This window comes from Streptomyces sp. AM25 (assembly GCF_058146165.1).
In genome coordinates, this window is sequence record NZ_JBKIWN010000005.1 from 153,649 (window position 1) to 173,587 (window position 19,939).

Genomic DNA, 19,939 nt, shown 5'->3' on the forward strand with positions numbered 1-19,939 from the left:
ACAACGGTCGTCCCCCGGCTCCACGAGGTCTCCCACGCCCATGCCTGAACTCAACCGACGCCGCTTCCTGCAGATCGCCGGTGCCACCGCCGGTTTCACCGCGCTGTCCAGCAGCATCGAGCGGGCCGCCGCCATCCCGGCGAACCGCCGCACCGGCACCCTCAAGGACGTCGAGCACATCGTGGTGCTGATGCAGGAGAACCGCTCCTTCGACCACTACTTCGGCACCCTGCGCGGCGTCCGCGGCTTCGGCGACCCGCGACCGGTCACCCTCCCCAGCGGCAAGCCGGTCTGGCACCAGTCGGACGGCACCAAGGAGGTCCTGCCGTACCACCCGGACGCCGAGGACCTCGGCATGCAGTTCATCGAGGGCCTGGACCACGACTGGGCGGGCGGCCACCAGGCCTGGAACCACGGCAAGTACGACCGGTGGATCCCCGCCAAGGGCACCGGCACCATGGCGTACCTGACCCGCGAGGACATCCCGTTCCACTACGCGCTCGCCGACGCCTTCACCGTCTGCGACTCCTACCACTGCTCCTTCATGGGCGCCACCGACCCCAACCGCTATTACATGTGGACGGGCCACGTCGGCAACGACGGCAAGGGCGGCGGTCCCGTCCTGGGCAACCAGGAGGCCGGATACGACTGGACCACGTACCCCGAGCGCCTGGAGAAGGCCGGCATCTCCTGGAAGATCTACCAGGACATGGGTGACGGACTGGACGCGCACGGCTCCTGGGGCTGGATCAACGACGCCTACCGGGGCAACTACGGCGACAACTCGCTGCTCTACTTCAACAACTACCGCAACGCCAAGCCCGGCGACCCGCTCCACGAGAAGGCCCGCACCGGCACCGACGCCAAGAACGGCCAGGGCTTCTTCGACATCCTCAAGGCGGACGTGAAGTCCGGCAAGCTGCCGCAGATCTCCTGGATCGCCGCGCCCGAGGCGTTCAGCGAGCACCCCAACTGGCCCGCCAACTACGGCGCCTGGTACGTCTCCCAGGTGCTGGACGCGCTCACCTCCAACCCCGAGGTGTGGAGCAAGACCGCCCTGTTCATCACCTACGACGAGAACGACGGCTACTTCGACCACGTCCTGCCGCCCTTCCCGCCCGCGAACGCCGACCGCGGCGCCTCCACCGTGGACACCTCGCTGGACTGGTTCAAGGGCGACGCCCACTACGCCGAGGGCCCCTACGGGCTGGGGCAGCGGGTGCCCATGCTGGCGGTCTCGCCGTGGAGCACCGGCGGTTTCGTCTGCTCCGAGGTCTTCGACCACACCTCCGTCATCCGGTTCATGGAGCGCCGCTTCGGCGTGCACGAGCCCAACATCTCGCCCTGGCGCCGCGCCATCTGCGGTGACCTCACCTCGGCCTTCGACTTCCGGCTGCGCCGCACCGGGCACCCGGAGCTGCCGGACACCTCCGGCTACGTCCCCAAGGACCACGACCGGCACGGCAGCTACGTGCCCAAGCCGCCCGCCAACCCCTCGCTGCCCAAGCAGGAGGCCGGCTCCCGGCCCACCCGGCCGCTGCCCTACGCCCCGCTGGTGGACTCCGCGGTGGCCGCGGCGACCGGCCGCATCACCCTCACCTTCGCCGGGGGCGATGCCGCCGGAGCGTGCTTCACCGTCACCTCCGCCAACCGCACCGACGGCCCGTGGAGCTACACCGCCTCGGCGGGCAAGAAGATCTCCGACACCTGGAACACCTCCTACTCCCACGGGAGTTACGACCTGTCGGTCTTCGGCCCCAACGGCTTCCTGCGCACCTTCAAGGGCTCCGGGAAGGCACAGGGTCCCGAGGTGACCGCACGCCACACCAAGCACGGCCTGGAGCTGACCCTGACCAACGCGGGCAGCACCACCTGCCGGCTGACGGTCACCAGTGCCTACGGCAGCAAGCACGAGACGTTCACGCTGCGTGCCGGGGCCCGCAAGGTGCACACCGTCGGCCTGGGGCACAGCAAGCGGTGGTACGACCTGTCGGTGTCGTGCGACACCGACCCCGGCTTCCTGCGCCGCTTCGCCGGCCACGTGGAGAACGGCGAGCCGGGCGTGAGCGACCCGGGGATCATCACGCATTGATGCCCGTCGGTGCGGGGGTGGCGCCGGACAGCAGGCGCCGCCCTCAACCCACCAGCGGCAGCACCGGGAAGGGGTGGTCCTGCCAGAGCAGGCGGGAGGCCTCCTCCGGGTAGGCGGTGACGGCCGAGCGCGTGTCGAAGACCTGCGTGAGGCGTCGTCCGGCGTCGTATGCGGGCCAGCCGGGGTCGCCGTGGGCGGCGAAGGACGTCCACGCGGTGCGCATCTGCGCGGACAGCTCCTCCACGGCAGGGGACGGGCTCTCGCCGAACAGCACGGAGGGCTGGCCCTTGTCCAGGTTGCCGAACACGAGCGGGATGTCGAGGCCGTGGCAGGCGCCGAGGACACCCCCCATTCCCGGGGCGGGCCAGGCCAGTTCGTACAGGTGGGCCCGGCCGCCGCCGGCGGCCTGGGCCTCGGCGAGGTGGAGGCTCGGCATGCGGAACAGCCAGTCCGAGCTGACCAGTTCGAACAGCTCGGCCGGGCCTGCGGCCGGGTACCCGTCACGGTACCGGCGCGCGCCGTCCGGGCCGGGGGCGAAGAGGCGCAGAGCGGTCTCCGCCTGCTCGTCCGTCACCTTGCCGAGCATGCCCCCGACCACCGTGAACAGCCGCTGCTCGTCGCGGGTGTGCCCGACGAGGAGCTCGATGCCGCGGCCGGCGCCGTCGGCCAGGGCCTGCCAGGGCGTGGCGGGCAGCACGTCACCGTCGACGACGGGCGAGAACAGGACCGACTTGTGCGCGGGCCGCCCCCAGCGATCCGCGAACGAGGCCGACTTGGCGGCGACCGCATCACCGACTGCGGGCAGCCGCCCCGGGGCCACGGTCGCCAGGTCGGCCACGGTGGGACGCAGCCCCAGCTCGGCGGCGCAAGCGGCAGTGATGTCGGCAGCGAGCTCCGGCGAGAAGAACGTCCCGCACACGCTCTGCGCGACCGCCCGGCGGAAGAGCCCGGCCGCACGCGGCATGGCCAGCAGCGCGGCGACCGACCCCGCCCCCGCCGACTGGCCGAAGACCGTGACCTGGTCCGGGTCTCCGCCGAAGGCCCGGATGTTGTCGCGCACCCACTCCAGCGCGGCGACCTGATCGAGCAGCCCCCGGTTGGCGGGCGCTCCGTCGATGTGTGCGAAGCCCTCGATACCCACGCGGTAGTTGAGCGTCACCACGACGAGACCGCCCTCCCGCGCGAGGCGGGCCCCGTCGTACTCGGGGAGGCCGGAGGTGCCGATGATGTACGCCCCGCCGTAGATCCACACCATCACCGGAAGCCCCGCTCCCGCGTGCGGCTCGGGCGACCAGACGTTGACCGTCAGCCAGTCGGTCCCGGCCGCGTCCCGCGACAGCGCATCCATCCCGAAGGCCCCGGCCTGCGGAGGCGGCGGACCGTACGACACGGCCGCACGCACCCCGTCCCAGCCCTTGACCGGCTGCGGCGCGGCAAACCGGAGCGCGTCCACCGGCGGCTCGGCGAACGGGATGCCACGGAAGACCGCCACGCCCTCCTCCATGCGACCGCGCAGCGCCCCGGCTGCAGTGCGGACTTCGGGGTCGGAGCCGGTCGGCTCGGATGCGGCAGTCGTCATCGCGTTCCCTTTCCGGGCAGGGGGACATCATCATCCCGTCGGATCAGGGCAGGGGCCAGCCATTTACCGGGCGGGGCCACTCCGCACGCGCGGCGGACCGCGCGCCCGGGTGACCGTGCCAACCGCCCCCGTGGCGCCCCGCGCAGGCCAGGTGGTGGCTCTGTCATCGTGGCGCCGACGACCGCCCGCGACCGGAGGGACCCCCGTGGCAGACGTGCTCACCGTGCTGTTCGCCGTCCTGGCCGCGCTGAGCAACGCCACGGCCGTGGTGCTCCAGCGAACGGCCGCCCGCACCGTGCCCCGGTCGGACGCCTTCAGTCTGCGGCTGATGCGCCGCCTGCTGCACAGCCCGGTGTGGCTCGGCGGGATCGTCGCCGTGCTCTGCGCGGCCGTCTTCCAGGCCCTGGCGCTCTCGCTGGGGTCCCTGTCCCTGGTGCAGCCGATCGTCGTCAGCGAGCTCCCGTTCGCCCTGCTGATCGCCGGTCCCGTCCTGCGCCGTCGGCTGCCCGGGTACGGCTGGGCCGCCATCGGGGCCGTCGCCGGGGGCCTCGGGCTGGCTCTGGCCGCCGCCGCGCCCAGTGGCGAGCATGTGCACGTCGCCCCTGCGCGGTGGCTGGCGGCCGTGGCCGCCGGGCTCGCCGCGATGATGGTGTGTGTCGTGGCCGCTCTGCCGCGGCCCCGGGGCAAGGCCCGTGCCGCCCTGTTCGCCGCCTCCGCCGCCATCGGATACGCGCTGACCGCCGCCCTGATGAAGGACGCCGCGGTCACCTTCGCCCGGCGGGGCGCCGGCGCCTTCTTCGCCACCTGGCAGACCTACGGCTTCGTGGTGGTGGGCGCCATCTCCCTCTTCCTGCTCTCGAACGCCATGGAATCGGGGCCGCTGCTCGCCTCGCAGCCCGCGCTCACCCTGGGCGATGCGCTGGTCAGCGTCACCCTGGGGCTTCTGGTGTACGAGGAGCACGTGCGCACCGGGTGGTGGCTGGTCCCGGAGGCGGTCGGGGTGCTCATGATCACTGCCGGTGTGCTGGTGCTCCCCCGGGTGGAGTCGCAGCCCCTGCCGGACCGGACGTGACCGGCGGACCCGGGCCGCCGGTCACGTCCGGTACGTCAACGCGTCAAGGCGTCAGCGTCCACTTCTGGTTGGGCAGGCCGTTGCAGTCCCAGATGCCCAGCTGGGTGCCGTTGTCGGTGTTGAAGCCGAGGTCGTCGAGGCACTTGCCGGTGAGGACGTTCTTCAGCGACCCGTCGGCCTGCGGGATCCACTGCTCGCCCTGGCTGGAGGGGATGCAGTCGTAGATCTCCACGTTGGTGCCGTTCTCGCTGCGGCCCCAGACGACGTTCAGGCACATGCCGAGGGCGCGGACCGTGTGGTCGGTGCCGAGGGTCCACCACTGTGCGCCCGTGCCGTTGCAGTCGTGGATCTGCACCGGAGTCGCGACGTTGGTGCTGCCGTGCCGGATGTCGGCGCACTTGCCGCCGTAGCCGACGAGCCGGCCCTGTTGTCCGGTCACGCCGACCACGACCGGGCGGATCGTCTTGGTCGCCCAGGACCGGGGGCGGTTGCACAGGGCCGACGAGGTGCCGTCGCCGGTGACGACCGTGCCCGTCACCCAGTAGTCGACCGGCTGGTTGCCGATGAGATAGAAGCAGGCGACTTCGGCGCGCCACATGGTGCCCGGCGCGACGCCGGTGCAGCTCGCGAAGCCGGCCGGGCCGTCGTGGTGGGTGGTGCAGTTGCCGGGGCTGTCGGCGTGCGCGGTGGCAGGCAGGCCGATGGCGGCAACCAGGGCCAGCAGGGCCGTCGATAAGGCGGCGGCGATGCGTCTCACGGTGGTGCTCCTTCCGTTCACAGGTGTTGAGCGGTCGGGCTCTCGGAACGATCCGAAGCCTGCTGGACACCCGATCACCTGTCAACTGTTGTGAAGGAAGATGTAGTTCCATTCATCTCAGCTGCCACATCGGGCGACTTCCGGTCGTCCGGCAGATGTCGGTTACGATGCCCGTGCGAACGGAGGTGGGGCCGTGTCGGAGGCCGGAGACCAGTCACTGGCAGAACGCATAGAACGTCTTTTCCGGACGGTCCGCCGCCCGGACCGCACCCCGTACAGCAACGAGGAAGTGGCCAAGGGCTGCCGCGAGTCGACGGGCGAGACCTTCTCCGCCACGTACCTGTGGCAGCTGCGCACCGGCCGCCGGGATAATCCGACCAAGCGCCATCTCGAAGCCCTGGCCGGGTTCTTCGAAGTGCCGGTCGCGTACTTCTTCGACGACGCGCGGAGCGCGCCGGTCGCCGAGGAGATCGCCCTCCTGTCCGCCATGCGCGACGCCGGGGTGCGCGACGTCGCCCTGCGCGCGGTCAACCTGTCCCCCGACGGGCTGGGCACGGTACGGGACTTGATCGACGCCATCGCGCGCCGTGAGGCCGAACGGCGCCGGCCGACCTCGTGAGACCGCTCTCCCCGTGGGGCGCCCTGCGAGCGCGGCGCCGGGCCGGCGAACGGCTGCGCCGCTGCCGGGCGCTCGCCTCCGGCCTGGACCTGCCCGTACCGTTCGACGCGGCCGAACTGGCCGCAACGGTCGCGCAGCACCGCGGCAGACCCGTCGAGCTGATGCCCACCGACTGGCGGTCCGGGCTGCCGTGCGGGCTGCTCGTCACCGCCGACCAGGCCGACTACATCGTCTACGTGGCCGACACCCCGCCGCTGCACCGCGAGCACATCCTCGTCCACGAACTGGCCCACCTGCTGTGCGAACACCGCGGGACGGCGTCCGGTGAGCTGTTGCCCCACCTCCCGGACCGGCTCGTCGGCCGAGTCCTGGGCCGGACGGTCTACTCCGAACCGCAGGAGGAGGAAGCCGAGTTGCTGGCATCGCTCATCCTCCACCGCGCCGTGTGGACGGACGGCCCCGCCGGGCGGCCGGATCCCCTCCTCGGCCCCGCGCCCCGCACGGGCCGGTCATGACCGACGTCTTCGCGTGTCTGGCCGGACTGGCCCTGTTCGCCTTCGGCCTGTACCGCAAAGCCGCGTTACGCGACCGGCGGCCCGATCCCGCCCTGTGCCAGGCGCACCGTTTCGCCTTCTGCCTGGGCACCGCACTGCTCGTGCTCGCCCCGGCCGGCGCACTCGCCGTCGAGCGGGCGGTCGGTCTGCCGGGGCTGCCGATGCTGCTGGGGGACGTGCTGCGGATGCTCGCCGTCTGCTGCCTGGGCCTGCTGACCGACAGGCCGGTCCGGCGTCAGGGGACGGTGGCGGCGCTGGTCCTGCTCGCGCTGCCCGCACTCTTCGCCGCGGCACACCTGCACCACGTGGACGGCCGGCTCTTCGTCGACGAAGGGCACCGTCCGGTCCTGGCCGCCTACGACACGGTGCTCGTGCTCTATCCCGCCTGGCAGTTGACGGCGCTGTGCCGGACGGTCGGGCGACGGGCCCGCCGGGCGGGCGCGGGCGCGCAGCGCACCGGGCTGCGGCTGCTCACCGCCGCCACGGCCGCGGGGCTGGCGTGGACGGCCTGGGGTCTCGACGACGTCCGGCTGGCCCTGTTCGCCGGCCGGCACACGGACGGCGACGATGCCGTCTCGATGGCGTTGGGCCTGCTGTGCACGGCCCTGGTGACCGCCGGAGGCAGTGCGGCCGCCTGGCCCGCACTGCGCCACTGGTGGTGGTGCCACCGCACCTACCGGGCGCTGGGCCCCTTGTGGTCCGCGCTGCACCGGGCCTTCCCCGAGACGGCGCTCCCGGGGAACCGCCGCCTCCTCTTTCCGCGCCGGCTCCGCTTCGCCCTCTACCGCCGGGTCATCGAGATCCACGACGGACTGCTCCTGCTGCGCCCCCGCCTCCGGCCGGCCGCCTCGGGGGACGATGCCGTGCACGCCGCGGCCGTACAGATCGCCGCTGCGCTGCGTACCCCTGCTCCGGCGACGGGCCTCCTGCCCGGCCCGGTCCCCCTGGACGCCGCCCCCGGCACCGACGCCGCGGCCTCCCGGCTCGCCGACGTCTCCCGCGCCTTCGCCCGGCTGACGGACACGTGACGAGCCGCCCTGGGCTAGGGCCTGTCCAGCCACCGCACCTCGTACGGCCGTAGGGCCAGCACCCGCCCGTCGACCCGGGCCGCGACGGGCCGGCGTTCGGTGTTGACGACGAGCACGGCCGCATCGTCGGCGAGGACCTCGATCCTGGCGCCGAACGCCGCGGTGGCGGCGACCTGCCGGAAGGCGGTGCCAGGAGGGAACTCCCGGGCGAACCGCGTCAGCAGCCAGGCCATGGGCAAGCCCTCGCCGCCGTCGTGGAGTTGGGTGCTCCGCCACAGGCAGCCGGGGCAGTCGTCCCCGGTCTGCTGCGGATTCCAGTAGAAGGCGGCCGACGCGCCGCCCTCCGCCAGCCGCATCAGCGCGGTGGCGTGCACGGCGATGCGGTGCCGCTCGCTCCAGCCGTCCCGGCCGCCCGGCCCGTCGTCCTCGGCGGGCGGCTCGACGTACCACTCGGCCCACCACACCGGTAGCCCCGTGACGTTCCTCAGCCAGCGGGTGACGTCCGCGAACTTCTCGGTGGCGGCGAACTCGTCGGGGAGTGTCCAGTGGCCCTCACGGGTGTAGCTCGCTCCGTCGACGACGACGAAGTCCGCGCCCGCCTTGTGCGCGTTCCAGTAGTGGACGACGTCGACGGAGCGCCGGTCGAGCCCGCCCCAGCGGCCCCGCACCTCGGGGGAGCCGTCCGCGTCGCCGGGCGGCTCGTGGTCGGCGACGACATAAGGACCGCCGACCAGGTTCTGCCGGTTCTGCCGCTTCAGCTCCTCGTACACGAGGTTGTACAGATCGGTGTAACCCTCGTAGTTCCAGCGGCGCTTGTCCTCGTCGTAGAAGCCCTTCAGCTCATTCCATACCAGGAAGTGCCGGATGTCCGGATATCGGCGGGCGACCGCCCCCGCCAGCCGTGCGAAGTCCGCGTAATGCCGGGGGTCGGGCGCGGCCTCCAGCCGTGACCAGTCGGTGTGCCCCGCGCGTCCGCCCTTCATCCAGTCCGGGGCGCCGCACAGGGTCAGGACGGGCATGGCGCCGGTGGCCCGCATCAGGGCGACGCGCTCGTCGAGGGCCTGGAAGTCGTACCGTCCGGGCGCCGGTTCGGGGTTCTCGGCGCCCCAGCCCATGAGGTGCTGGTTCTGCGGCAGGGGTTGCACGGACAGCAGGGCGCCGGCCCTGCCGGTGGCGTCCGGTGTGCCGTGGTCCGCGCTGTGCCGGGTGTGGGTGAAACCCCAGCCCGGCTGGAGCCCCGCCGCACGACGGTCCGTCCCCGACCGGTCCCCCTCATGTCGTCGCACGACATCCGACGGTACTCCCGCCCGCCACGGCTTGCGACGGTGCCGCCACCGTACGTCGCTTCAAAAAATCTTTACAGCTGCGACGCCCAACCGCCCCCTCTCTCCGGCCACTCCACAAAATGCCGGTTATGACCGACGAGCTTGATGACGCTGTGTCCGGCTATGTTCCGGGAGCGCGAGGGAGGGGCCGAATCTGTTACTCGATCCTATGGAGAAGGCGTATCGATACGGCAAAGGAATCGGAAAGTTGACTGGTCGGGCCACCCCACCATCCGCGCCCTGCCGTCAACGCGGTTGGCCGCATCGCCCGTTCGCGTGCTTATATCTGCGGCACCGCGGCGGCCCTGAGAACGGCGGTCGATTTCGGCCGGGCCGACGCGGGAGGCGGTTCGACGGTATTTCCGTTGCCCACCGCCTTTTTGACAAGGATTCAGACGAACGAAGGGTGCGCACACATCATGCGTATCGACATCGAGACCCGCGAGATCGCCGACGCCGAGCTGGACGCCATTGCCGGTGGCGTCAGCGTCTCCGGTGGTCTCCTCGGCGCCGTGACCGGCGACATCCACAACGTGGTGAACACGGTGACCTCGCTGAACACGGTGGGTGCCGTCAAGGCCCTGCCCGGCGAGGTCGAGGGCATCACCGGCCTGAACGTCGGCGTCGCCGGCCTCTGAGCGTGAACTCCGCCACCGGGCCGCACGGTCCGGTGAGTTTCACGGCCTGACGGCCGCGTCCGCGCTGCCGTGAGGTGTCTCAGGAAAACCGTGGACCCCGGAACTCCTCCCCTGTTCCGGGGTTCATGGCCGTTTCCCCGAGTAATTCAACAGTCCTGTCGACGATTGCAGTCGAAGGAACAGAAGGAATAGTCCGTGCAGTTCCGCCAGAAGGCGCTTTCCAAGCTGCAATCGCCCGAAGAGCTCGATCTGCCCGTGCACTTCGCCCGCCCGCAGGGGCGGCTCGTCCTCGCCGTCACCCTCCTGGTGATGGCCGCGGCCGGTGTCTGGGTATTCACCGGATCGGTGTCCTCCCGGCTGAGCGCACCCGGCATCCTCATCCACTCCGACGGCAGTTACCTGCTGCAAAGCCCCTACCCGGGGCAAGTCACCGCAGTCCTCGCCAAGGAGGGCCAGTTGCTCTCCCCGGGCACCCCGCTCATCGAGGTCTCCACCGACCACGGCACCCGGACCGTGCGGGCCGTGGCGCAGGGACAGCTCACCTCACTGGCCGCCAGGACGGGCAGCGTGCTCGCCACAGGGGCGGACGTGGCGATCGTGGAGCGCGTGCGGAATCCGGACGATCCGCTGGTGGCCATGCTCTACGTACCTGGCGACAGCGGCGGCGCGATCTCCCCGGGCGCTGCGGTCGATCTGACGGTCCAGTCCGTCCCCCGGGAACGGTTCGGCATGCTCCGCGGCCGCGTCGAGGCCGTCGGCCGAGCGCCGCAGTCGCAGGCGCAGATCGGCAGCTTTCTCGGTGACGCCCGGCTCGCCGCGCAGTTCTCCCGGCAGGGGGATCCCGTCGCGGTGCTCGTGCAGTTGGAGCGCTCCTCCGCCACGAAGTCGGGCTATCGGTGGACCTCCGCGGGCGGTCCCCCGTACCGGCTCGGTTCCACGACTCCCGTCGCCGCCGCCGTCCACCTCGCCGCGCAGCGGCCCGTCGACTGGCTGCTGCCGTGACCGCGACACAGGACAACACCCCGCTGCGCGCGCCCGTCCCCGGCCACCGGCGCCGCCGGGGCGCATCCACCGTGTCCGTGCCGAGGGGCAGGACGCCGCGGCCCGTGCGCACCCCCACCGTGCTGCAGATGGAGGCCGTGGAGTGCGGCGCGGCCGCGCTGGGCATGGTGCTCGCCCACCACGGGCGTTTCGTCCCCCTGGAGGAACTGCGCATCGACTGCGGCGTCTCCCGGGACGGTTCGCGTGCCGGCAACCTCCTCAAGGCCGCCCGCGGCCACGGGCTGCGGGCCAAGGGCATGCAGATGGACCTGGCCGCCCTCGCCCGGGTGCCCGCACCGGTCGTTCTCTTCTGGGAGTTCAACCACTACGTCGTCTACGACGGCATGGGCCGCCGCCTCGGCCGCCGCGGCGTGTACGTCAACGACCCCGCCAAGGGACGGCGCTTCGTCCCCATGGAGGAGTTCGACACCAGCTTCACCGGCGTCGTCCTCACCTTCGAGCCCGGCGAGGACTTCCGCCGCACCGGCCGCAGACCCGGCGTCCTCGCCGCCCTGCCCGCGCGCCTGCGCGGCACGTCGGGCACCATGCTCGCCGCCGTGCTCTCCAGCCTCCTGCTGGTGGTCGTCGGTACGGCGGTGCCCGCGCTCGGCCGTACCTACATCGACACGTTCCTGATCGGCGGCCGGACCTCCCTGACCGGTGCGCTCCTCGCCGCGATGGCGACCGCGCTGCTGCTCACGGCCGTACTCACCGCGCTGCAGCAGGCCAACCTGCTGCGCGGGCGCATCATTTCCTCCACCCTGGGCAGCGCCCGATTCCTGCGGCACCTGCTCAGACTGCCGGTCACCTTCTTCGCCCAGCGCAGCCCCGCCGACCTCGTCCATCGGCTGCAGTCCAACGACGCCGTCGCCGAGACCCTGGCGCGGGACGTGGCCGCCGCGGCGGTGGACGCGGTGGTCGTGATCCTCTATGCGGTGCTGCTGTGGACGTACGACCCGCAGCTCACCGTTGTCGGCATCGGCATCGCGCTGCTCAACGTCGTCGCCCTGCGGGTGGTCGTTCATGTACGCGCCACCGGGACCGAGCAGTTGCGCGCGGAGAACGCCAGGCTCGTCAACACCGCCTACAGCGGTCTGCAGCTCATCGAGACGATGAAGGCCACCGGCGGCGAGGACGGCTTCTTCCGCCGGTGGGCCGGCCGGCACGCGGTCACCCTCGACGTGCAGCAGCGGCTCGGCGTGCCCAGTGCCTGGCTCGCGGTCGTCGCGCCCACGCTGGCGGCGCTCAACAGCGCGCTCATTCTGATGATCGGCGGCCTGCGGGCGGTCGAAGGGCACTTCTCGGTCGGCCTGTTGGTCGCCTTCCAGGCCCTGGTGACGGGGTTCACCGCCCCCGTCGCCCGCCTCAACGGCGTGGCCGGGCGCGTCCAGGACTTCGCCGCCGACGTCGCCCGTCTCAAGGACGTGGAGAACTTCCCCGCCGATCCGCTCCATGCGCGGCGCGAGCCCCTCACCGCCGCCCGCCGCCTGACGGGTCATGTCGAACTGGACGCCGTCACCTTCGGCTACAGCCCGCTGGACGCCCCCCTGTTGAAGGACTTTTCCCTCTCGGTCGGCCCCGGCCGGCAGGTGGCGCTCGTCGGCGGGTCGGGCAGCGGCAAGTCCACCGTCTCCCGGCTCGTGTCCGGCCTGTACGCGCCCTGGGAAGGTGCCGTCCGCATCGACGGCATGCGGCTGGAGGACATACCGCGCGGCGCGCTGGCCGCCTCCGTCTCCTTCGTAGACCAGGACCTCTTCCTCTTCGAGGGCACCGTCCGTGACAACGTGGCTCTGTGGGATCCGTCCGTCCCCGACGAGGCCGTCGTCGCCGCCCTGCAGGACGCGGCCGTCCACGACGTCGTGGCCCGGCGCCCCGGCGGCATCCACAGCCGTGTCGACCAGGACGGCCGCAACTTCTCCGGCGGCCAGCGCCAACGCCTGGAGATCGCACGGGCTTTGGTCCGTAACCCCAGTGTCCTGGTCCTGGACGAGGTGACCAGCGCACTCGACGCGGCGACCGAGCAGATCGTCATGGACAACCTGCGGCGGCGCGGCTGCGCCTGCGTGGTCATCGCCCACCGGCTGAGCACGGTGCGCGACAGCGACGAGATCGTCGTGCTCGACCGGGGCACGGTCGTCGAACGCGGACGGCACGAGGAGTTGCTCGCCGCGCAGGGCGCGTACGCCCGACTGGTCAAGGAGCACTGAGGTGACCTCTCCCCACTACGCCACGGCCGCCGCCACCGACCCGGTCGTGGACGCACTCGGCGGGCTCGGCACCGCCGTCGACTGCGCGGGCATGCGCAGCCTCTCCCTGGAGGGGCCGCACGTCCTGTGGCTCGTCGTGGACGGCGAGCTGGATCTGTTCGCGGTCGACGCGGTGCAGGACGGCCCCTGGCACTTCCTGGGCCGACTGGCAGCGGGCACACTGCTGTTGGGCCCGGCCCAGGGCCCCCGGCACACCCTGCTCGGCCGGCCCGTGCACGGCTGCCGGCTGCGCCGCGTGGAGCTGCGCGAGCTGCAGCGTTCGTCGTACGACCACGATCCGTACGGGCACGACCCGTACGGACATGCCTCCTACGGCGCCGTCGGCGGTGGACCGAGTCCCCTGGAGAACGCCTTCGCGCTCGGTGTCGGGCGCGGTCTGCGCGCCCTGTACCAGGAGGGCACGCAGGCCGACGACGACATTCTGTGGATGCAGATCTCCCCCGGCGACGTGCAGTACGGCGCCCTCTACGAAGGGCACGACACCGCCGGTGTGCTCCTCATGGACCCGGCGATGTGGCAGGGCATGGTCGACCAGCAGTACCGCCTGCTGTACGCCCTGGACGACCGGATCGAGCAGCTCGAACGCACCCACGAGGACCGCGCGGCGGCCGGCATCGAAGCGGGCGAGGCCGCCCGCGCGCAGGCCGACCGGGCGTTGCTGGCCTCCATCGGCCGTTCCCGTGACACGGCGCACCGCAGCAGCACCGGGGACGATGCGACGTTCGCCGTGTGCCGCCTGGTCGCCGAGGCGGCCGGTATCACCCTGGCCGAGCCCGGCGGCAGCAGTGCCGCCGGCTCTGAGCGCATGGATCCCGTCGAGCGCATCGCGCTCGCCTCCCGGATCCGCACCCGTGCAGTCGGGCTCGACGGCCGCTGGTGGCGGGAGGACAGCGGGCCCCTGGTGGGCCGGCGCGCGGACGACGAGGCGCCAGTGGCGCTGTTGTGGCGACGTGGGGGCTATCTGGCCGTCGATCCCGCCACCGGCACTCGCGAACACATCGGCAAGGCCAACGAGGCCGACTTCGCGCCGCGCGCCGTGATGTTCTACCGCCCGCTGCCGGACGGGAAGTTGGGCCTGCTGCGGCTGCTGCGCTTCAGCCTGCGCGGGACGGGGCGGGAGCTGCGCTCCCTGCTGCTGGGCGGGCTGGTCGCGGTGGGCCTGGGTGCGCTCGTGCCCGTCGCCACCGGACGGGTGCTCGGCACGTACGTCCCGCGGGCCGAGAACGATCTGATCGTGCAGACCTCTCTGGCGCTCATCGCCACCAGTGTCGTCTCGGCCGCCTTCATGCTGCTGCAGAACGTCTCCGTCCTCCGTCTGGAGGGCCGCATCGAGGCCACCCTGCAACCCGCCGTGTGGGACCGGCTGCTGCGGCTGCCGACGCGGTTCTTCACCGGCCGCTCCACCGGTGAGCTGGCCGGCGCGGCCATGGGCATCAGCTCCATCCGCCGCGTGCTGTCGGGCATCGGCTCGGTGGTCGTGCAGGCGAGCACGGTCGGGACGGTGAACCTCCTGCTGCTGCTCGCCTACAGCGTGCCGCTGGCACTGGTGGCGCTCGCCCTGCTGCTCGTCGTCGCCGCGGTCTTCCTGGGCCTGGGGCTGTGGCAGCTGCGCTACCAGCGGCAGTTGATCGGGCTGGAGGACAAGCTCAACAATCGTGCCTTCCAGACCCTGCGCGGGCTGCCGAAGTTGCGGGTGGCCGCGGCCGAGAGCTTCGCGTACGCGGCCTGGGCGCGGGAGTTCGCCCGTACGCGGGTGCTGCAGCAGCGCATCGGCCGGATCAAGAACGTCGTCACGGTGCTCAACGCGGTGTGCCTGCCGCTGTGCACGCTCGTATTGTTCGCGCTGCTGGCGGGACCGGCGCGGGGCAGCATGTCCGCCGGCGCGTTCCTGACCTTCAGCACCGCCATGACGATGCTGCTGTCCTCGGTCACCCAGCTGACCGGTGCGCTCCTTTCGGCTGCCGCCGTGCAGCCCATGTTCGAGCGTGTCGGACCGCTCTTCCGGGAGGCCCCCGAGGTGGGCGGCTCCAGTGTCCGGCCGGGAACGCTCAGCGGTGCCCTGGAGGCGAAGAATCTGACCTTCCGGTACTCCGACGACGGCCCGCTCGTCCTCGACGGCGTGTCGTTCCGGGTGCAGCCGGGCGAGTTCGTCGCGATCGTCGGGGCCAGCGGCTGCGGCAAGTCGACCCTGTTGCGCCTGCTCATCGGCTTCGACAGGCCGGCTGCCGGCAGTGTCCTGTACGACGGCCAGGACCTGGCGGCCCTCGACCGGGCCGCCGTTCGCCGCCAGTGCGGCGTCGTCCTGCAGAACGCCCAGCCGTTCTCCGGCTCGATCCTCGACTGCATCTGCGGGGCCGAGAGCTTCTCGCTCGAAGAGGCGTGGGAGGCCGCCGAGTCGGCGGGCCTGGCCGACGACATCAGGGCCATGCCCATGGGTATGCACACCATGCTGTCCGACGGCGGCGGCGCCGTCTCGGGCGGCCAGCGCCAGCGCCTGATGGTCGCCCAGGCCCTGATCCGCAAGCCGCGCATCCTGTTCCTGGACGAGGCGACGAGCGCGCTGGACAACGAGACCCAGCGCATCGTCATCGACTCCACCCGCGCCCTGCGGGCCACCCGCATCGTGATCGCCCACCGGCTCTCCACCGTGATGGACGCGGACCGGGTCGTCGTGATGTCGGAGGGCCGGATCGTCCAGCAGGGGCCGCCGGCCCGGCTCCTCGCGGACACGACCGGCCTGTTCCACGAGCTGGTGCGCCGGCAGATCACGTGAGGGGGGCGCTCGGCCGTCAGGACCGCAGGAATTCCCGCACGAGACGGTTCCACTCCTGCGGCTGCTCCCAGTACGCGCTGTGCCCTGCGCGCTGCACCACCTCGAAGCGGGCGCCCGGAATGCTGTCGGCGATCATTCTCATGACCGGGGGCGGGGCGTAGAGGTCCTCGTCCCCGGCGATGAGCATGGCCGGAACGGACATCCGTGCAAGGCGGGTGAGCGTCATCGGCTCGCGGACGGACTGGTACGAGCCGTGCTCCTCGTAGTCGCTGCCCTGCGTCATGTTCAGGAAGGCGGACACACCCTCGGGGTGTGCCGTCCGGTAGGTGCTGCCCAGTTCCCGCTCCTCGGTCCGGCGGCTGAGGAGGCCGGGGTCGACATAGCGCGCGCGGAACCGGGCGAACTCGGGGTCGACGAGCCCGCCGAACGTGGTGGAGACGACGAGCGCCTTCAGCGACGACGGGTTGTCGAGGGCGTACTCGAGCGCGCAGACGGCCCCTCGTGCGGTGCCCACCAACGAGAACTGCCGCAGCCCGAGTTCTGCCACCAGGGCTTCGAGGTCACCGGTCATGGATCCGGAGGCCCGTTTTCCGGAGGCGGAGCGTGTCCTGCCGAAGCCGCGCATGTCGTAGGTGACGACCCGGTGGCCGGCGGCCTCGAACATCGGGCGCTGCTCGGCCCAGCAGGTGCTGTTGCCCGCGGCGGCGTGCAGCAGCACGAGCGGCGGCCCGTCGCCTCCGCTGTCCTCGACCCAGAGTTGCGCTTCGCCGATGTCGACGTACGGCACTCGGCCCCTCCTCGTCCCAGGGCGGACTTCGCTGTCGGTGTCGGATCGTACGCCTGCCACGCATGACCGACGGCATGTCCACCAGCTGGTGCCGGCAGTTCTTCCGGAGCTGCCAGCGGTTCTTCGTGAGCTACATCCACGAAGCCGAGAACCGGCTGCGCAAGGACGAGGCGATCGAATGGCCCAGGACGCGATCGACCGGTTCCGGCGACGCCACGAGACGCTGCGCACGTCACAGCCGTACGAGCGTCTGCCGGAGCAGGTCAGAGCGGACACCGACCGCTACGTCACCGGCCTCCAGAACTGGATCACCGGATACTACAAGTGGACCAAGCACACGGGACGTTACGCGGCGGAGAACGTGGAACGCGAGGCGGAGCCCTGGACCCCGCGTCCGCTCCTGTGAGAGGCGCCGTTGGCGCCCCGAAGGGGCGCGGGGAACTGCGCGACCAGCCACGACGAACCCGCAGCCGACGCAACGCCCCCCCCCCCCCCCCCGCGGAGCGTCACCGCTTGTGACGCTGCCCCTCGGCGAGCTGCTCGACGAGCTTGTCGCCGCCGAAGCGGCCCTGGACGGTGGCCGCCAGGCCGGGGGCGACGCCGCCGATGAGGGTGGCCAGACGCAGGCCCAGTGGGGCCACGTCCACCTCGGCGAGGTTCTGCTCGATGGCGCGTACGGTCGCGCGCGCCACGTCCTGCGGTGAACGGGTGCCGATGCCCCGGGGCAGGGGCGCGCCGGAGTCGGCGAACATGCCCGCGTCCCTGATGAAGCCCGGGAACACCGTCGAGACACCGACGTTGTGCGGCCGCATGTCCGCGCGGAGCGCGAGGGCGAAGCCGCGCATTCCGAACTTCGTGGCGTTGTAGAGGGATGCCTGCCCGGACGCGGCCTTTCCGGACAGCGAGGAGATGAAGACCAAGTGGCCGCGGCGCCGTGCGGCCATCTGCTCACCGGCCAGTTTCGCCATCACGATGGGCGCGCGGAGGTTGACGTCGAGCGCGCGGTCGATCTGGTCGATGGAGTAGTCGGCCAGCAGACCCGACGCCGGCAACGCGGCGTTGGCGACGAGCACGTCGATCTCGCCTGCCGCCTGCAGGAGTTCGTCGATCGTGCCCCGGTCGGACAGGTCGGCGGGTATGGCTCGTCCCCCCAGCTTCTCGGCCAGCGGTTCGAGCACGTCCGCGCGGCGCCCGGTGAGCACCACCTCGCCGCCGCGGGCGGCCAGGCCCACGGCCAGCGCCCGCCCGATCCCGCCGGTGGCCCCGGTCAACAACACCTTCGCGCCGCGCAGATCCATGTCTCGTACTCCCGTCGAAGTGATCGTGGGTGACAGTGCCGCCACTCAGGGCCAGTGCACACAACCGGACTCTCCTGCTCCACGATAACGATCTCATTGAGCAACGGATCGGAAAACAGCGGGACTTGGATCAGACCATTTGTTTCCGGCCGGTAAGCCTCCTGACTCCGAAGTCAGTTGCCCGGCGTCCCCTCGCCTCCCCCTCATCGGCTGAGACCTTCGGCCGCATCCCACTGCGAAATCGCCACTGCCTGACAGCACATCTGTTCTGGCACACTTCCCGCCACCCGCTCACCTCACACAGGAAGCACACAGATTCAGTACGTCCTCAGCACGACCAAGGAACCCCCCATGCACAGATCCCGCATACCGGCGCGCAAGAAGGCGCTGCGCTCCACCCTCGTCGCCGCCCTCTCCGGCGGGCTGTTGATGGCCTTAGGGCCCCAGGCCCAGGCCGCCGCCACGGGAACCGTCATCGGCGGGCAAGGCAACTTCAGTACGGTCAACCAGCGTCCACAGCCGTCGCTTTCCTCCAGCGTCACCGGAAGCTCCCGGCCGGGCGACCGCATTCCCATGGTCTGCCGCACCACCGGCGACGTCGTCGAGAACAACTCCCGCTGGATCTGGTCAGGCGGCTACTACCTCGCCGACGCGTTCATCCGCTAGGACACCGGCGGCCTGCCGGTCTGCGGCACCAGCCGCCCTGCCGCTCAGAAGGTGCTCAACATCGGCATGCAGAAGCAGGTCCGCGACCAGTGGTGCTGGGACGCCTCCGGGCTGACCATCGCCAACTACTGGGGCTACACCGCCTACAACCAGTACGACTTCTGCCGCCTGGCGGCCCAGGGCAACAGCGGCCTCGACTGCAACAACCGGCCCGCGACGCTCGGCGACATGGCCAACGGCCTCGCCAACATGGGCTTCCGCAACAGCGGCCGCGACCTCTACCGCAACGCGTCCTTCTCCGAGACGCAGAACGAGATCGCGAGCGGGCGCCCGTTCGCCGCCCGCATCGGCTGGACCTCCGGCGGCGGCCACATGAACGTCATCTACGGCTACGACGGCAACAGCAACATGATCGCGGTCGGCGACCCCTGGCCGAGCACGCAGACCTACACGTGGTGGGACTACTCCACCTACGCCGGGAACAACTCCTTCCGGTGGACCCACACGCGTACCGGCATCCAGGGCTGAGGAGACCACCGACCATGCACCACCACATCCGGACCCGGCACATGACCGGGCGCACCGCCGCAACCCTGCTCGCCGCCGCTGCCGCAACCGTCCTCTGCGTGGCCGGCCCAGCGCAGGCCGCCGACGGCCCCACAGTGCCCGCCGCCTCCGACTACGCCGCCGCCCAGCAGGTCCTGCGCTCCGACCAGGTCCACTCCACCGTGGCCCGCTTCCTGACCGCCACAGGGCACCCGACCCCGGCCGCCGGTGCGGACGGCGGCACGGGCGGGGGCGACCGGCGCGGACTCGTACAACAACCCACTGCTGCACCGCACTTCGACCTCCGCAAGCCGGTACCCCTGTACGAACTCGCCCCGGGGTTCGTCACCGGCAAGGCCCGCCCCACGGCCGGTACGGCGCTGCGACTGTCCGGCCTCGCCTCCCGCGTCTCGGCCGCCGACGGCCACCAGGCCGCCGTGCTCCTGATGCCCAGGCCCGGCAGCGGCTCGTGGCACCTGGCCGGCATCCGCGACGGCGAAGCGGACATCAACGCCGCCGAACGCGGCACCGACCAGGCCCGCACGTTCCTGGAGCCGCAGCTCCACGCCTGGTACCGGCTGACCGGCGCCGGAACCGTGGAACCCCTCAACAAGGAGGCCTCCACGGCCCTGCAGGGCGAGCCGCACGTCACGCTCGCCGCCTACCGGCAGCTCGTCGCCAAGCGCTACGGCGACAAGCTGCCCGGCTCGACGTACGACCGCAAGGGCCTGGCCGGCGGCTACGCCCTGACCGAGGACACCACGGTACGGAACGACACCGCCGCCTCCGCCTCGTGGCTCCCCGCCGCTTTCGGCACGGTCGCGCTCGCGGCCTCGGGCGCGGGTGTGGTGGTGGTGCTGCGGCGCCGACGCCGGGCGGCCTGACGGGAGGCGATGG

At 71.6% G+C, this 19,939-nt stretch carries 18 protein-coding genes; 13 read left to right on the forward strand and 5 right to left on the reverse strand.

Annotated elements, in window-relative coordinates; all coding sequences use genetic code 11:
• Positions 1–40: 40 nt before the first annotated feature.
• Entirely contained in the window at positions 41–2,092 is a 2,052-nt protein-coding gene (locus ACLHRZ_RS08230) for a phosphocholine-specific phospholipase C (RefSeq protein WP_490417620.1), read from the forward strand.
• A 43-nt stretch (positions 2,093–2,135) separates the two neighbouring features.
• Here ACLHRZ_RS08230 and ACLHRZ_RS08235 read toward each other — a convergent pair whose 3' ends face one another.
• Positions 2,136–3,671, reverse strand: a complete 1,536-nt coding sequence (locus ACLHRZ_RS08235) for a carboxylesterase/lipase family protein (RefSeq protein WP_490417621.1) — start codon at positions 3,669–3,671, stop codon at positions 2,136–2,138.
• Between the two features lie 205 nt (positions 3,672–3,876).
• Here ACLHRZ_RS08235 and ACLHRZ_RS08240 point away from each other — a divergent pair, with 205 nt between their 5' ends.
• Entirely contained in the window at positions 3,877–4,743 is an 867-nt protein-coding gene (locus ACLHRZ_RS08240; RefSeq protein ID WP_490417622.1) for a DMT family transporter, read from the forward strand.
• A 43-nt stretch (positions 4,744–4,786) separates the two neighbouring features.
• Here the strand turns inward: ACLHRZ_RS08240 and ACLHRZ_RS08245 are convergent, their stop codons facing one another.
• Positions 4,787–5,500 (reverse strand): ricin-type beta-trefoil lectin domain protein, encoded by a 714-nt coding sequence (locus ACLHRZ_RS08245; RefSeq protein WP_490417623.1) that lies wholly within the window; start codon positions 5,498–5,500, stop codon positions 4,787–4,789.
• A gap of 193 nt (positions 5,501–5,693) precedes the next feature.
• On the opposite strand from ACLHRZ_RS08245, the gene ACLHRZ_RS08250 reads away from it, so the two are divergent.
• The 3 genes from ACLHRZ_RS08250 to ACLHRZ_RS08260 are packed head-to-tail and all read left to right on the forward strand — an operon-like array spanning position 5,694 to position 7,701.
• Entirely contained in the window at positions 5,694–6,119 is a 426-nt protein-coding gene (locus ACLHRZ_RS08250) for an XRE family transcriptional regulator (RefSeq protein WP_490417624.1), read from the forward strand.
• Complete coding sequence (locus ACLHRZ_RS08255) at positions 6,116–6,634, forward strand: ParH-like protein (protein WP_490417625.1); 519 nt, start codon at positions 6,116–6,118, stop codon at positions 6,632–6,634. The genes ACLHRZ_RS08250 and ACLHRZ_RS08255 overlap by 4 nt, the downstream gene beginning before the upstream one ends.
• Positions 6,631–7,701: an MAB_1171c family putative transporter gene (locus tag ACLHRZ_RS08260; protein WP_490417626.1), complete on the forward strand. Its 1,071-nt coding sequence runs from the start codon at positions 6,631–6,633 to the stop codon at positions 7,699–7,701. The genes ACLHRZ_RS08255 and ACLHRZ_RS08260 overlap by 4 nt, the downstream gene beginning before the upstream one ends.
• A gap of 14 nt (positions 7,702–7,715) precedes the next feature.
• Here ACLHRZ_RS08260 and ACLHRZ_RS08265 read toward each other — a convergent pair whose 3' ends face one another.
• The gene (locus ACLHRZ_RS08265) at positions 7,716–8,987 is read right to left on the reverse strand and encodes a xylan 1,4-beta-xylosidase (RefSeq protein WP_490417627.1); all 1,272 of its coding nucleotides are present in this window, start codon (positions 8,985–8,987) and stop codon (positions 7,716–7,718) included.
• A gap of 458 nt (positions 8,988–9,445) precedes the next feature.
• Between ACLHRZ_RS08265 and ACLHRZ_RS08270 the strand changes: the two genes are divergently transcribed.
• The 4 genes from ACLHRZ_RS08270 (at position 9,446) to ACLHRZ_RS08285 (ending at position 15,745) form a co-directional block, all read left to right on the forward strand.
• Complete coding sequence (locus ACLHRZ_RS08270; protein WP_490417628.1) at positions 9,446–9,664, forward strand: hypothetical protein; 219 nt, start codon at positions 9,446–9,448, stop codon at positions 9,662–9,664.
• 195 nt (positions 9,665–9,859) lie between these two features.
• On the forward strand, positions 9,860–10,666 hold the full coding sequence (locus tag ACLHRZ_RS08275; RefSeq protein ID WP_490417629.1) for a biotin/lipoyl-containing protein: 807 nt from the start codon (positions 9,860–9,862) through the stop codon (positions 10,664–10,666).
• A gap of 104 nt (positions 10,667–10,770) precedes the next feature.
• Complete coding sequence (locus tag ACLHRZ_RS08280; RefSeq protein WP_490417768.1) at positions 10,771–12,912, forward strand: NHLP family bacteriocin export ABC transporter peptidase/permease/ATPase subunit; 2,142 nt, start codon at positions 10,771–10,773, stop codon at positions 12,910–12,912.
• Position 12,913: 1 nt separating this feature from the next.
• Positions 12,914–15,745: an NHLP bacteriocin export ABC transporter permease/ATPase subunit gene (locus tag ACLHRZ_RS08285; protein WP_490417630.1), complete on the forward strand. Its 2,832-nt coding sequence runs from the start codon at positions 12,914–12,916 to the stop codon at positions 15,743–15,745.
• Between the two features lie 16 nt (positions 15,746–15,761).
• On the opposite strand, the gene ACLHRZ_RS08290 is transcribed toward ACLHRZ_RS08285, so the two are convergent.
• Entirely contained in the window at positions 15,762–16,532 is a 771-nt protein-coding gene (locus ACLHRZ_RS08290) for an alpha/beta fold hydrolase (protein WP_490417631.1), read from the reverse strand.
• A gap of 178 nt (positions 16,533–16,710) precedes the next feature.
• Here ACLHRZ_RS08290 and ACLHRZ_RS08295 point away from each other — a divergent pair, with 178 nt between their 5' ends.
• Positions 16,711–16,938, forward strand: a complete 228-nt coding sequence (locus ACLHRZ_RS08295; RefSeq protein WP_490417632.1) for a hypothetical protein — start codon at positions 16,711–16,713, stop codon at positions 16,936–16,938.
• Between the two features lie 100 nt (positions 16,939–17,038).
• On the opposite strand, the gene ACLHRZ_RS08300 is transcribed toward ACLHRZ_RS08295, so the two are convergent.
• Positions 17,039–17,830: an SDR family NAD(P)-dependent oxidoreductase gene (locus tag ACLHRZ_RS08300; RefSeq protein WP_490417633.1), complete on the reverse strand. Its 792-nt coding sequence runs from the start codon at positions 17,828–17,830 to the stop codon at positions 17,039–17,041.
• Between the two features lie 351 nt (positions 17,831–18,181).
• On the opposite strand from ACLHRZ_RS08300, the gene ACLHRZ_RS08305 reads away from it, so the two are divergent.
• The 3 genes from ACLHRZ_RS08305 (at position 18,182) to ACLHRZ_RS08315 (ending at position 19,926) form a co-directional block, all read left to right on the forward strand.
• On the forward strand, positions 18,182–18,496 hold the full coding sequence (locus tag ACLHRZ_RS08305) for a hypothetical protein (protein ID WP_490417634.1): 315 nt from the start codon (positions 18,182–18,184) through the stop codon (positions 18,494–18,496).
• A gap of 66 nt (positions 18,497–18,562) precedes the next feature.
• Positions 18,563–19,024 carry a papain-like cysteine protease family protein gene (locus tag ACLHRZ_RS08310; RefSeq protein ID WP_490417635.1) on the forward strand — a complete coding sequence of 154 codons (462 nt, stop codon included), beginning with the start codon at positions 18,563–18,565 and terminating at the stop codon, positions 19,022–19,024.
• Between the two features lie 14 nt (positions 19,025–19,038).
• Positions 19,039–19,926 (forward strand): hypothetical protein, encoded by an 888-nt coding sequence (locus ACLHRZ_RS08315; protein ID WP_490417636.1) that lies wholly within the window; start codon positions 19,039–19,041, stop codon positions 19,924–19,926.
• Positions 19,927–19,939: the final 13 nt, after the last annotated feature.